The sequence below is a fragment of the Vibrio sp. 10N.247.311.51 genome, assembly GCF_041467855.1.
Lineage (GTDB): Bacteria > Pseudomonadota > Gammaproteobacteria > Enterobacterales > Vibrionaceae > Vibrio > Vibrio coralliirubri.
This window is the reverse complement of record NZ_JBFSVK010000001.1, coordinates 325,431-338,640: the sequence shown is the minus strand read 5'-3', so window position 1 is coordinate 338,640 and position 13,210 is coordinate 325,431. Positions and strand designations below refer to the sequence as shown.

At 45.5% G+C, this 13,210-nt stretch carries 10 protein-coding genes; 4 read left to right on the top strand and 6 right to left on the bottom strand.

Annotated elements, in window-relative coordinates; all coding sequences use genetic code 11:
* Positions 1-15 precede the first annotated feature (15 nt).
* Positions 16-1,230 carry an L-2-hydroxyglutarate oxidase gene (gene lhgO / locus AB6E85_RS01480; RefSeq protein WP_372141139.1) on the top strand — a complete coding sequence of 405 codons (1,215 nt, stop codon included), beginning with the start codon at positions 16-18 and terminating at the stop codon, positions 1,228-1,230.
* A 154-nt stretch (positions 1,231-1,384) separates the two neighbouring features.
* Here lhgO and AB6E85_RS01475 read toward each other — a convergent pair whose 3' ends face one another.
* From AB6E85_RS01475 to AB6E85_RS01455, 5 genes are all read right to left on the bottom strand, one after another.
* Positions 1,385-2,941: a M28 family metallopeptidase gene (locus AB6E85_RS01475; protein ID WP_372141138.1), complete on the bottom strand. Its 1,557-nt coding sequence runs from the start codon at positions 2,939-2,941 to the stop codon at positions 1,385-1,387.
* A 184-nt stretch (positions 2,942-3,125) separates the two neighbouring features.
* Positions 3,126-5,495: a M4 family metallopeptidase gene (locus AB6E85_RS01470; RefSeq protein ID WP_372141137.1), complete on the bottom strand. Its 2,370-nt coding sequence runs from the start codon at positions 5,493-5,495 to the stop codon at positions 3,126-3,128.
* Positions 5,496-6,068: 573 nt separating this feature from the next.
* On the bottom strand, positions 6,069-6,344 hold the full coding sequence (locus AB6E85_RS01465; RefSeq protein ID WP_017065177.1) for a hypothetical protein: 276 nt from the start codon (positions 6,342-6,344) through the stop codon (positions 6,069-6,071).
* A 100-nt stretch (positions 6,345-6,444) separates the two neighbouring features.
* On the bottom strand, positions 6,445-7,764 hold the full coding sequence (locus tag AB6E85_RS01460) for a sensor histidine kinase (RefSeq protein ID WP_372141136.1): 1,320 nt from the start codon (positions 7,762-7,764) through the stop codon (positions 6,445-6,447).
* Between the two features lie 36 nt (positions 7,765-7,800).
* Positions 7,801-8,505 (bottom strand): response regulator, encoded by a 705-nt coding sequence (locus tag AB6E85_RS01455; protein ID WP_048610257.1) that lies wholly within the window; start codon positions 8,503-8,505, stop codon positions 7,801-7,803.
* A 278-nt stretch (positions 8,506-8,783) separates the two neighbouring features.
* Between AB6E85_RS01455 and AB6E85_RS01450 the strand changes: the two genes are divergently transcribed.
* Both AB6E85_RS01450 and AB6E85_RS01445 read left to right on the top strand, forming a co-directional pair.
* On the top strand, positions 8,784-9,881 hold the full coding sequence (locus AB6E85_RS01450; protein WP_372141135.1) for an alpha/beta hydrolase: 1,098 nt from the start codon (positions 8,784-8,786) through the stop codon (positions 9,879-9,881).
* Positions 9,882-10,196: 315 nt separating this feature from the next.
* On the top strand, positions 10,197-11,396 hold the full coding sequence (locus AB6E85_RS01445; protein WP_372141133.1) for a diaminopropionate ammonia-lyase: 1,200 nt from the start codon (positions 10,197-10,199) through the stop codon (positions 11,394-11,396).
* A 160-nt stretch (positions 11,397-11,556) separates the two neighbouring features.
* Here the strand turns inward: AB6E85_RS01445 and AB6E85_RS01440 are convergent, their stop codons facing one another.
* Positions 11,557-12,048, bottom strand: coding sequence for an Lrp/AsnC family transcriptional regulator (locus AB6E85_RS01440; protein WP_372141132.1), 492 nt, complete (start codon positions 12,046-12,048; stop codon positions 11,557-11,559).
* A gap of 311 nt (positions 12,049-12,359) precedes the next feature.
* On the opposite strand from AB6E85_RS01440, the gene AB6E85_RS01435 reads away from it, so the two are divergent.
* On the top strand, positions 12,360-13,154 hold the full coding sequence (locus AB6E85_RS01435) for an Asp/Glu racemase (protein WP_372141130.1): 795 nt from the start codon (positions 12,360-12,362) through the stop codon (positions 13,152-13,154).
* Positions 13,155-13,210: the final 56 nt, after the last annotated feature.

Sequence of the window (13,210 nt, the reverse complement as noted above, 5' to 3'; positions counted from 1 at the left end):
GAATGTAGGAACATTATGAATTCAATATACGACTATATTATCGTTGGTGGTGGCATTGTTGGAGTGTCGACGGCATGGCAACTTCAACAAGCTCATCCAGATAAAAGTATCCTTTTAGTCGAGAAGGAACGTGGCTTTGCGCAGCACCAAACCGGTCACAACAGTGGTGTGATTCACGCTGGCGTTTATTACGCTCCGGGCAGTTTAAAGGCGGATTTTTGTAAGCGTGGCGTCGAGCGCACCATCGCCTTTTGCAGCCAACACGATATCCCCGTCGAAAACTGCGGTAAGCTGTTGGTCGCGACCAATGAGCAGGAAGTGGAGCGCATGAACGCGCTCTATCAACGTTGTCATGATAATGACATTGATGTCGACCTCTTAGATCAAGCGCAGCTCAAACTTGCAGAGCCTAACATCACAGGTTTAGGGGCGATTTATGTCAAAACCACGAGTATCGTCGACTACAAAAAAGTCACCGAAGTGATGGCTCAGCAGTTTGTTGAGGCAGGTGGCGAGTTGAGCTTAGGCACAGAAGTAATCATGGCAGATGAGCAAGATGATGAGGTGCAACTGACCTGCAAAGTGGATGGTCAAACTCTACAACTGAACAGCCGATTCTTGATCACTTGTTCTGGTTTGATGGCCGATAGAATGACTAGCATGCTTGGCATCGAAACCGACTTCCAAATCGTCCCTTATCGCGGTGAATATTATCAGTTGGACGCCAAACATAACCAAGTAGTGAATCATCTTATCTATCCGATCCCTGACCCTGAACTGCCATTCTTGGGCGTGCATTTAACACGTATGATTGATGGCTCCGTAACAGTAGGGCCAAATGCGGTTCAAGGCTGGAAGCGAGAAGGGTATGGCAAGCTTAATTTTAGTTTCAAGGACACGCTGCAGATGCTCAGTTTTGCGGGTTTTTGGAAGGTGACTGCGAATCACCTGACAACCGGTTTGGTCGAGTTTAAGAACTCGTGGTGGAAGCCGGGCTATCTAAAGTTGGTTAATAAGTACTGCCCAAGTATTACGGTGTCAGATTTCAAACCATATCCAGCAGGCATTCGTGCCCAAGCGGTACTCAAAGATGGCACCCTGGTTCATGACTTCCTGTTTGCGGAAAGCCCAAGAAGCCTGCACGTGTGTAATGCGCCATCACCGGCGGCAACTTCTGCGATGCCGATTGGTGAGTATATCTGTACTAAGGTGATGAAGAAAACGTCTTAATAGCCATGCGAATGGACTACTAGCTGATTGTGCTAGTGGTTATTAAGACACAGTAGATAATAAAATCCGCGAGATCTCGTTTTTAATCCAATTAGGAATGAGGTCTCGCGGATTTTTGGTTCTAGCTCGATCGGATTAATTTAGCTAGTCAGCCCTAGAGAAAATCAGGAACAAAGTTAGCGACGATAGAGACATCGCTGAAGTTGCGATAGCCGCGCACCATGATGCTAAATTCACCCGCAGGTTTGTTCAATACACATTGTTCGTTGCTGCTGTTCTGGTATGGGCGGCAGTCAAAGTTTGCTTTTGATACCACACCGTTATATTTGACGTATAAGTCAGCATCGCCACTGCGAGGTCCAGTCATGGTTACCGTTAACTCACCTGAATATTCAGTCGTTACGGTAAAGAATTGCTCTTCACCATATCCTGCAGATAACCCTTCAACAGGTACGTCATTTTGTAACTCTTTAGGACCTGCAACGGGTGAATCAAGGCTGGTTTCGACAAGGTAAGCAATGGCTAGTTTGGCGAATTTAGTCGCGTGTGTTGCGGTTGGGTCGGAGTTTTCCAAAGTATCGTGCTGGGTATGAATGTGTGGGTTGTAGTCGTTGAACATGCTCTCGAATGGCATGGCGGCTGGGTAACCAACATTGTGCCAAGAGGCGTGGTCAGAACAGGCATAGCCACAATCATCGAAACCGTAACTGATGTCGCTCGCGTAAGTGTCGATCAGCTCACTCAAGTAGGCGGTTAAGTTACTGTCGGTATAGTCTGTGATGAAGGTGATATCGTGCGCTGAACCGTTGTAGTTGGTCATGTCTAATTGCAATACCGACACAACGTTGGCTTGCTCATCTCTTAAAGCGTTGGCGACCTCTTGTGAGCCACGCAGCCCCACTTCTTCTGCCGCATAGCCATAGAACTTAATGGTCTTGTCTGGCTGAATACCGCTGGCTATCATCAGGCGAAGCGACTCTGTTACTGTCGCAATGCCCGAAGCATCATCATCGGCGCCCGGTGAGATGGTGCCTTCACTGGTCCAAGATCCAACGGTTGAATCAAGATGGCCGCCAACCACCACGATTTCTTCAGGATATTTAGCGCCAAGCAGTGTCACTTCAACAGATTTTTGTGGATATTCAGCATGTGTGATTTGGCGTGCAGACGCATACGGCACATCTTTAATTTCTGTTTCCCAACGTTCTAAAAGCCAATCTGAAGCAGCGACACCAGTAGAAGTCGTATAAAAACGGTTGGTGAAGTTGGTTAGGTTTTCGATGGTTGTGACCATGTTGTTCGGCTCGACCTGAGCGAGTAGGTCGTTCACTGTGTCTTGATGGCTGATCACCGGCTTTTCGAAGCTGCTCATAGTCAGTGGCATCGCTGCGGCTTTGAGTGCGCTTGCTTTGTCTTCGTGCACCATGTAGCCACCACAACGGTGGGTTTCTTCGTGCATGTGGCTGGATAGTTTAGCGAGCTCTTTCTGGTTGATTTTCGCGACGATGGAATGCTTGTTTCCAGTCACGCTTGGGTAAACCGTTGCGCCATGCTGAGTCATTATATGCTGCGCGTCCGCATCGGTGGTGATCCAAACCTCTTGGTTCGCTGGTGGTGTGATGCCTAGGGATGCGTAAGCCGAAGTGCTATTGATTAGGGTTAAAGATCCCCCGAGTACAGCCAAAGCTAGCATGCTTTTTTGAATAGCCATTTGTCGTCCTTTTTATGGTGAATATTGTTGTGTTGATGGGTTTGATTTTTGTGTAATGCGTGGGTTTTTCATGTAGGCGTTTCATTCGCTCATTAGCTCATTAGCTCATTAGCTCATTAGCTCATAAGCCAAATAGCTCAATAGCGAAAAGGGCTCCCATAAGGAGCCCTGAATCTACTTTCGATTATTGAGTTTTAATGAAACGATAATGCTTGGTTTCTGAACAGATATCGCTTGAGGTACACACTTGGTACTCCACATCTACTGTGCCGTTATGACGGAACTTGTCGACGTATGAATTGAAGTCTGTTGCACCAACATTCTTGCCATTGCGCTTAATCACGAAGTAGTCGTTGGTATCGTAATCCCATGCCAGCTTAACGCGCGCCTTGCCGTTCGGGTTTTTGTTACCAAATTTCAGTTTTAGTGGGAAGCCTTCCGCTGAGTCACCTTCAATCGTGATCGACTTGCTGGTTGATGTTGTAACGCCTGCATCGTCAGTCACGGTTAGCGTTACCACGTAGTCGCCAGCTTCAGCGTAGGTATAACGAGTCACTTCACCTGTTTGCGTGTTGCCATCGCCTAGGTTCCATTGGTAAGAGACGATTTGACCATCGCTGTCTGAACTCGTGCTGCGTAGCTCGACTTCTTTGCCGTCAATGGTGTGTTCGAAAGAAGAGACGGGTGGCACGTTAGCGCTGCCAGATTCGTACGATGCTGTTAGGTTTGCACCTGCGTAATCTGAGTAACCTAAAACGTTAACGGTGTAACGACCTGCGGTTGGGTTTTCAATTACACACACTTCATCGGTCACGGTTTCGCTCTTACAGATATTCTCTTGAGAGCTTGGCGCATAATCTAGGCCGACATAAATATCTGGGTCACCCGTAGACACAGCAAGATCAATCGTCAGCTTCTCTTGGCCAGCTGGTACTTCGATATCAAAGTAAGTTTTCGAACCTGTTTCACCAGCAACTGCGGCTTCAACACCGTTTTCAAGGCGTTGGTATTCCGGTTCTGGTGGAAGTGGCGGCTCGCCACACGGTGACACGCCCACTAAGTTGAACGCAGAAACAACATCATCGGCACTGTAGCCAAGGTCGGTTGCAGAGTTTTTCACACCACAAGCACCCTGCCAAAAGTCACTGTTTTCAGACCAGTAGATCTGGTTGGCCAGCACGAACAGTTCGAATGCTTTTTTGGTGTCCCAACCTTGTGTGGTTGCAAGATGGTAGAACGCCTTGTTGAATACGCCAGAGCTGTAGTGCACGTTTAAGCCATCGTAGTACTCGGATGCATTGTTGATTGAAGAGCCATCGCGTGATGGATCGTCCATGTAACGTAGAGCGCCTTCGCCTTTGAAGATATTGCGTCCGACCATCCAGTCGTTGGTGCCTTTCATGTAGTATTCAGCCGCTTCACCCGCCATGTCCGAGAATGCTTCGTTCATACCGCCGGATTGGTTTGCGTAGACCAAACCTGAGTTTTGCTCAGTGAAACCGTGGCTCACTTCATGGGCTGATACATCTAGGCTAACAAGCGGGTAAAAGAAGCTTTCACCATCACCAAAGGTCATGGCCTTGCCGTCCCAAAATGCATTCTCGTAGTTTTCACCGTAGTGAACACGCATCATGAGCTTGAAGGAGAGTGGTGCTGTGTCGAACCAGTTTTTATACATGTCGAACACGATGTTACCGAAGTAATGAGCATCGTTGAGTGGTGAGAATGCACCGTTCACGGCTTTATATTCGTTACGAGGACATTCATAGCTGTAAGTGGTGTCGCCGTCGGTCGAACCATTCAGGTTAACGGTAACGACATTTTCAGACTCCATCACACACTCTGTGCCCACTTCTTGAACATCAAGGTAGTGGTAGTCGGTGCCGTATTCGTACATGCCTGTTTTTTCGTTGCCGCCAGGGCCAGTGCCGATTTGAGCATGGGCAATACCTTCCCAGCGGTCGATGACTTCGCCTGTGTGCGCGTCTAGCATGGTGAACGGTCGAGTCGGCTGTTCACTGCCTTCTACTAGGTAAGAGACAACGTACACTAGTCGTGTTTTATCTACGCTTTGTTGTCCGATGTCTTGCTTTACAGAGCCTTGATAGATAAATAGCTGATGTTGAACGTTGTCTAGAGATTTGCTGGTTAAGCCTTGAGTCTTTAGATCTTTACTTGCGAGTTCAACCGCTTGAGCGCTGTTGATTGATGGCTTAACAAAAGATCGTTCTAAGGTCGTTGTTTTAAGGTAGCGACCTTGAACGGACTTAAGTGCGCCACCTTGGACACTTTGGGTGGCATTTAGGTAGTGCCCCCATACAGGGGTACCCCAGATGTTCTGTTGGATCTTAACTTTATAGATACCACGCTTTTTGAGGTTTACTTCTTTGACCATCTTGAAGCTAGAAGCATTACTTACACCTAACTGAGCGTTTAACCCAGAGAAGTTAGTAAAGTTGATCGGCTGATCGATTTGAACGGATTCACTTGCATGCACTGACAAAGACATAGCACTGGCTATAGCAACGGCAACTAAACGCTTTCTTATTTTCATTGTTGTTTTCTCTTTCCATGTAAAATCCTAGAAAACGTAACAAATTAATCACAGTGAATTTACATCATTCGATCTGATTAATTAGTAGCATGGCAATGCTCTCTTTTATTCATGAAACTTATATTTCTCGTATTTACAGATAGTTATCGTTTCTGTTTATTTTTGAACGCACCCATATGTTTTATTTATAAAATTGTGACACTTTTATTAAGTGTTAATTTCTATTGGAAATTAAGATTTTCGAGGAAATTGATCTGTGCCTCAATTAACGGATTCTGGGTTGATAGAAGGATCAACGATTTGAAAGTGTCACTTTAAGCAGAAGGGCATTTAGCGAATTTAGGTGCAATTTTGATAAGAAACCGAAGAATTTTCGGCTTATTTTTCGAATTGTTAGTTAAAAGAGGGAAGGGAAATCGGGCACTTGTTTGGCACAGAGCACAAAACCGGCTGGATGAAAAAAGCCAGCGACGGGTCACTGGCTTAGATTAACTTAGTTTGTGCAGGCTACTGAATATAGGTAGGTAACTGCGACACTTAATTATGGTACGCGGCTAACGTCACTATAGCGAATTACTGCTTTTTACCGCCAACTTGAACGTAGTCGATACCGATAATACGGTTGATGATACCCAGAACAGAGCTCGTATCAGAGTTTGTTGAGCGAATCGTATCAACCGTTGCACCTTCAGGTACTAATTCCATTGCACGGTCTTGAGTGTTACCTGGAACTTGGAAACCGACAATGTTGAAGCTTTCCGCGTGCGCTGTGTAAACTTCTTCGTTGTGGCTAATACCAGAACAACCCGCTAGAGAAACAATGCCTAAAACAACTAATAACTTTTTCATACAAACACCTTAAGAAAGATTGGAATTTAGATTCAATAGGTTCATTGGGAGACAGCATCTCCCGACCGATGTTGAACATTATTCCAGAGGTGTTTTGTAGTTACTGTATGGGTTTGTCAGCGGAATCATTACATAGCTGAATGGTTATGGTGAATACCGCCCCCTTTAAGGTCTGGCTCTGACCAACCTCTACGGTCGCGCTATGTTGAGCACAGATCTTCTCGACGATAGAAAGCCCTAATCCATGGCCACTCTTGGCTTTATTACGCGCTTTGTCGCCAACGTAAAAGGGTTCGAACAGGCGAGCTTGATGCTCTGGTGCCACGCCATCACCATCATCATGTACCGCGATCTGTAGCTTATCTTGATGCACGCTTGCTTCAATCGACACTTGCGATCGTGCGAATTTCATTGCGTTACGCACTAGGTTATCTAGTGCTCGGTTGAGTAGCGTTTCATCCGCCATTATCGAGCTCGGTTGCTCTGGCAGTGATAGGTCGATACTGAGCTGAGTGTCTTTATTCCAACGCGTCATTGCGTGGGCGAGAAAGTCTCGTATCTCTAATGGTTGTTGTAAGTTTTCTAGGTCAGTGCTATCGAGTTTGGCGTAATACAATAGCTCATCGACCATCTTTTCCATCTCTTCCGTGTCTTCGACAATACTCTCAATCGTGCTCTCTTGCTCTGCGTTTAGCTGGGTGTCTTTCAACATTTCAGCTTGCCACTGAATACGGAATATTGGCGTGCGCAGTTCATGAGCGACAGCATTAGTGAGTGAGCGATTACTTTCTACTAAGCGATGAATTCGATCGGCCATTAGGTTGAAGGATTTGTTCAGTGAACCAATCGCAATACCACTTGAAGTCTCGGCTCGTGTCGAGAGATCCCCTTCCGCAAAACGCAGAGTGGCAGCCTCAAGCTTTTTAACTCGGCGGAAGATAATAAATAGATGACATAAGCCATATAAGATAAAGCTCGCTAAAAAGAATAACCAAATGAGGTCATCCTCCAACTCGATTTTTTGCCTAACGAACGCTTCACTGTTGGGGAGGTAGTGGTAGGTATTGTCACTGCTTGCTAAGCGAAACCATAGGTCACGTTCATCATCGTGAAAAACAAAGGTATTCGGGTTAGTGCTGAAGAACTCTGAAACGGGGCTAGGTATTTCATCGCCAGGGCTGAATGTAACCAATTTATTTCGTGTGGTTTCTACAAACTGGTTTATCGCTTGATGAGCAGCTTCAAGGCCTTGGTTCTTAGCGATATTCTCGATCAATTGCTGGTGGGCAGCGGCTTCGTAATCTTCCAGTACATATTCGTAGTCGGTATTGAGCTGATAGACGCTAATCTCGTAGGCGACAAGACCGGCCATAAAGCAAACTAACAGCCCTATTAAGGACTCCAAAAAGATACGTCGCATAATCGCTCTCTTTTATTACGCTCGTATTGAGCGAGGTTAACGCCAGGCGGTCGAAACAAATAAGTAACCTTTCCCGCGAATGGTCTGAATTTTCTCTGCTGGAGTGTGGTCGTCGCCAAGAATCTTTCTTAGGCGCACTATTTTATTATCAATCGTTCGATCGATTCCGTCGTACTCAATACCACGCAGCGTTTGTGTCAAGTAGTCACGTGATAGCGGAGTATCAGGGTTGCTCGCTAATAACCAAAGTAGGTCGAACTCGCTGTCAGTTAGTGATAAAACGGCACCTGAAAGTTCACACTTCTTATAGGTGTTTTTCAGAACCAGTTGATCAAACTGAAGGTTGTCTGAGTCATCGACTGAAGCCGTATTGGCCTCTTGGCGGCGTAATAGCGAACGAACTCTGGCCAGCAGAACTCTTGGTTTGATTGGCTTGGTGACATAGTCATCAGCGCCTGTCTCTAAGCCTGCAACGTGGTCGAAATCATCATCGCTGGCGGTGAGCATTAAAATCTTACCTTTAAAGAGAGTGCGCGTCTGTCGGCATATTGTCAGTCCATCGGTTACAGGGAGCATTAAATCCAACAACACGATATCAGGCTGTTCGGCAAGGATGGTCTGCGCGGCATCACTGCCATCATCGAGTGTGGAAACATCAAAGTCCTGCGTAACAAAGTAATCCTTTAGCATTCGCTGAAGTTTCAAATCGTCTTCTACGATGATCATTTTAGGTTTTGTCATTCCATTCTCAGCCTTATCGTGTGTTTCATTTATTGAGATTACGTGAGGGAGCCTTTTTGAGTATCTAGTTATTGTGGCATACCCAATTTACAGGCCTTACGTAAAATACCTGACATGAATGATTAAACACTTTGCACGCTAGTTCAATGATGTTTTTGGATTTGTGTGAAAATAAAAAACAATGTTCAAAACGATATACATTCTCATACATTCGCACGACAGATGTTTTGATCTTTAAATAATAGAATTTTCCCATCAAACATTTTGGGAATAACTGTATGAACGACTATAGAAATACATTACTGGCGTTACCTTTGATTCTGTTAGCGGGCTGTAACTCAAGCTCTAACTCAGGTAAAGCTGCCACCAAAGCGCAAGTAAAACCTCAAGCGGATTACGTATTTTCATCAGCGAAACTGGGTGAGTTGTATAAAGAGCGACAAGAGGTCCAAGAATCCATAAAGCTTGATTACAACGGTGTGCAGTATGAAACCGTTCTGTTTGCGGAAGATATTAGTGATAAGCAAAAAGTGGTTAGGCTTGCGGATAGTTTAGGTCAAAGTGTGGATCTGTACCTCCCTGATGCAGGGGCTGACGATTGTGCGATTTACCACGAGGGTCATTTTTTTGATTCATTTGATTGTGGTGTTGCTCAACGCTCAATCGGCAATGACACCACGTTAATTAACACGACAACGAATACTCATAAACCCGTCGAGCTTGAGTATCACAATGAACTGGTTCAATACGTGACTAGCCTTGGGTCTACCATTTTGAGTAAATCTAAAAGTGGCAACAAGGTAACCATCACCACATCGTTTGCTTTCGACGCTTTTTACCGCGATGTGCTCAACGAGACTGGCGCTGTTGATCGAATTCGGTCGACTCTGGGTGCATCAACTTATTCTCAGCTTTTTGATATCGTGAAATTGTATCGAGGCAGCGAGATGACATTGAAGTTTGCTAACCATATTGGTGGCAGCGCTGATGACGATATCAATATGTACACCGGGCGCATGATCCACAGTAACAACATGACGACGATCGTAACACCTACGGGGTCGGTGTTCTCTGGCGGCACGGATCTGTTCGCGGCGGGTAACCCACGAGTTTTGCAACGAGCCGATACCTCCAAAGCTATTGAGCTTAATAAACAGGTTGGTGTGCACAGTTGGGCTGAGGATGATAAAACAGCCAAAGACTTCCCATACACAAATGAAAGCCATCGCAAGCAAGCGACCTACTTTAAAAAGGTCATGGGAGATACAGGAATCGACTTCTATATATTCACTTTAGATTCTGCTCCGGCTTCTGGCGAACACTGGGTGACAAAGGCCGACTCAGATAAATACGACTTCATCACTCGCATTGAGTAGCTTAGGCTTGCAATAACATAAGAAACGACTTGATAAGGTTGGTGATGACGCTGTGGTCACCAATTTTTTTGTGTCTGCTATTTGGCTCGTTGGGCTATTGCTGCCTCTATTAGTCGAATTCCGATGTCTATTGGTGAATAAATACTGCATTTAAACTCGATATAATAATCAATTTCCGCAGATTTTGTTTTTAGAAAGCGCGATCGCGGCACTTTTTTGTCGATAGTATTTATTATCCGCAACCTTACTGGCCAATAGGTTTCTATAATCTAACGATGTAAGGAGCATGTGAATGACTAATAAGGACGATCATTTATGCAGTTACTGGCAGGCACTCTGACACACTACGCTAATCCCCAAGCACGCCGTGAATTGGAATACTCAAGTGAGCAACGTGACATTTTAAGTGTCGCGAACTCTCAACAGGCAATTAAAGATATTTCTCAATGGCCAGGTTACTCTGTGACCCCTTTACATGAACTGAATGCTATCTCTGCTGAGATCGGCGTGAACAAGTTTTGGTATAAAGATGAGTCGCAGCGTTTTGGCCTAAAGAGTTTTAAAGCTCTGGGCGGCGCTTATGCGGTGGCTCGTCAGCTTCAGATTGAGATCGCTAATCGCTATGGGAAGAATCCGACAATCAGTGAACTGCTCAACGGTGAATGGAAATCAGAAGTTGCTGAGATCGTTGTTAGTTGTGCAACTGACGGAAACCATGGCCGTTCAGTGGCATGGGGCGCTCAGATGTTTGGTTGTGGTTGTGTGATTTATATTCACCGCGATGTGTCTGAAGGGCGCAAACAAGCGATGGAAGCGTTCGGTGCAGAAGTGGTTCGCATTACAGGTAATTACGATGAATCGGTTCGTTTGGCTGATTCTGAAGCCAAAGCGAAAAACCGTGTGATTGTGTCGGATACCTCTTATGAAGGTTACATGGAAATCCCGAAGGATGTGGCACTTGGCTACACAGTGATGTTGGCTGAAATTGTCGAGCAATTGGATGGCGAAATCCCAACACATGTCTTCGTACAAGGCGGTGTAGGTGGTTTAGCATCAGCCGTCTGTGGTTACTTCTGGGATTTGTGGGGCGCTGAGCGTCCACGTTTTGTAATCGTAGAACCTGAGCAGGCCAACTGTTTGCAGAAGAGCGCTCAAGCGGGCAAGCCCGTCGTAGTTACCGGCGATCTAGAGACACTGATGGCTGGCCTTGCCTGTGGTGAGGTTTCAAGCTTGGCGTGGACGATTCTCCAAAATGGCGCTGATGATTTTATGACGCTGAGTGAAGAGGCGATCCCGCAAGCGATGCGCATGTTGGCGAGTGGCGAGAAAACGGAAGTGGCAATAGAAGGAGGCGAATCTGCAGTTCCAGGATTTGCCGCAGCGATCATCGCTAAACAAGAGCCGAATTTCGCTGAAAAACTGAATTTAACTCAAGACAGCCGAGTGCTAGTAATTGGTACTGAAGGGGCAACTGACCCGGATCTCTACCAACAAATCATCGACAACAAAATCTAATAACGAAAGTACATAATTAGCAGTTAATAGCTAATCGCGAACAACGAATAATAAAGTAAGCCCCAAAGTTGGCGGTATGTAAGGTTTCTTCATACCGTCTTTTTTACTCTCTTTTTGACTTCATCTCATGACACGCCTTGTTTGCTAATCGATCTGGTCATCAATCACGCTGCTCATCAATCGGAATAGTCAGCCCCACCTTGACGTTATCCATCACCACATTGGTTTGAAAGCTTTTGATATTGGCGTTATCGAAGAAGGCTTCACGAGTAAAGTTGTCGTATCCCTCCATATCTGCAGCCGTGACGATCAAGATAAAATCAGAGCTTCCTGTGACGTAATAACATTGCTGCACAGAACGGTTTGAACTCATCTCTTTTTTGAAGTTGTGCATCAAATCCACACGCTCACGTTCAAGTGTTACCTGAACGATAAACGTCATTCCGTGACCGACCGCTTTTGGGTTAATCACCGAGACATCAGCCTGAATCACACCTTGCGTTCTCATGCGTTTTAAACGGCGCTGAACGGCAGCGGGAGAGAGACCGACCTTTTCTGCAATCTTGTCTGATGTCGCTCTATTTGAGTCTTGTACGATGTTGAGGATCTTCTTGTCGAAACTGTCGACCACCAATGCAGGCTGTTGTGTCATACCCATACTTCCCAGTATCAATTTGTAAATTAATTGTTTCTTTTCTACCAGTGTGTGATCGAGTTAAAGGTATTTGGCTCCAATAATTAATCACAGAGGTTTGAGAACAAAAAATCACTATAACGCAATAAAAATGCGGAATTTCCGCACAATAAGGTATTCGTTTAATGATAATCCTTAAAGTTATCGGTGCATTATTAACCTTGTGAACGAAATGTAAAGTTCAAATCGACAGAGTTTTGAAGTTTACGTGATACATGTTGTTAACATTTGTTGAGTGTTGATATTGGCAGCTCAAGGAGTTGGAAAGTATGAAATCTGCAACCGCTACTTTACAGTTTGAATTAGAAAAATTGGCACCAGCAGGACGCGTCGGTGTGATTGCGTTAGCGACAGATTTCAATATTGAGCGTGATTTAAACACCTTGTTTCCAGACGATGTACAGTCGTTCACCAGCCGAGTTCGAAACTATAATCCATTGACGATAGAGAACCTGCGAAAGATGGAACCAGGAATCGCTGCTTGCGCTGATACCATCCTTCCGGGTACTAAATTGGATGTGGTGATTTACGCCTGTACTTCCGGCACCGTAGCGATTGGCAGCGAACGAATTACCCAGCTTATTCATCAATCTTGCCCAAATGCGGCCGTAACGAACCCTGTGACCGCTGCCTTAGCGGCTTTCGACAGCTTTAAAGCTAAGCGCATCTCAATATTGACCCCTTATACCGAAGCCGTGAATCAAGACGTCGCGGCACTTTTTGAATCGCTAGGCATTGAGGTATTGAGCATCGCTGGCTTTGATTTTGAAGATGACACCGCGATGACGTTCATTGACCCAATGGACATTAAACATGCCGCACTACAAGTTTGCGCCCCTGAAGCGGATCTTCTGTTTATCTCTTGCACGGCACTGCGTGCAGCATCGGTGATTGAATCCATTGAAGTGGAATTAGATAAGCCCGTTGTTAGCAGCAATCAGGTATTGGCTTGGCATTCGCTTCAGTTGATGAACTACCCCATACCCATAAAAGGTTTCGGTGCACTGCTAGAGCACCATCTTGAGCCAACCTCAGATAGTTACCGAAGGTCGCAGTCGTTGTAACGACCTTTGATTAAAGCTGCTTGCTTCGTGTTGACATTCAGCAGCCAAGCTAACTC

What these genes read in the sequence shown, in the direction of transcription:
- lhgO (WP_372141139.1), top strand. Translation starts at nt 16, where the DNA reads ATGAATTCAATATACGACTATATTATCGTTGGTGGTGGCATTGTTGGA.
- AB6E85_RS01475 (WP_372141138.1), bottom strand. Translation starts at nt 2,941, where the DNA reads ATGGCTATTCAAAAAAGCATGCTAGCTTTGGCTGTACTCGGGGGATCT.
- AB6E85_RS01470 (WP_372141137.1), bottom strand. Translation starts at nt 5,495, where the DNA reads ATGAAAATAAGAAAGCGTTTAGTTGCCGTTGCTATAGCCAGTGCTATG.
- AB6E85_RS01465 (WP_017065177.1), bottom strand. Translation starts at nt 6,344, where the DNA reads ATGAAAAAGTTATTAGTTGTTTTAGGCATTGTTTCTCTAGCGGGTTGT.
- AB6E85_RS01460 (WP_372141136.1), bottom strand. Translation starts at nt 7,764, where the DNA reads ATGCGACGTATCTTTTTGGAGTCCTTAATAGGGCTGTTAGTTTGCTTT.
- AB6E85_RS01455 (WP_048610257.1), bottom strand. Translation starts at nt 8,505, where the DNA reads ATGACAAAACCTAAAATGATCATCGTAGAAGACGATTTGAAACTTCAG.
- AB6E85_RS01450 (WP_372141135.1), top strand. Translation starts at nt 8,784, where the DNA reads ATGAACGACTATAGAAATACATTACTGGCGTTACCTTTGATTCTGTTA.
- AB6E85_RS01445 (WP_372141133.1), top strand. Translation starts at nt 10,197, where the DNA reads ATGCAGTTACTGGCAGGCACTCTGACACACTACGCTAATCCCCAAGCA.
- AB6E85_RS01440 (WP_372141132.1), bottom strand. Translation starts at nt 12,048, where the DNA reads ATGACACAACAGCCTGCATTGGTGGTCGACAGTTTCGACAAGAAGATC.
- AB6E85_RS01435 (WP_372141130.1), top strand. Translation starts at nt 12,360, where the DNA reads ATGAAATCTGCAACCGCTACTTTACAGTTTGAATTAGAAAAATTGGCA.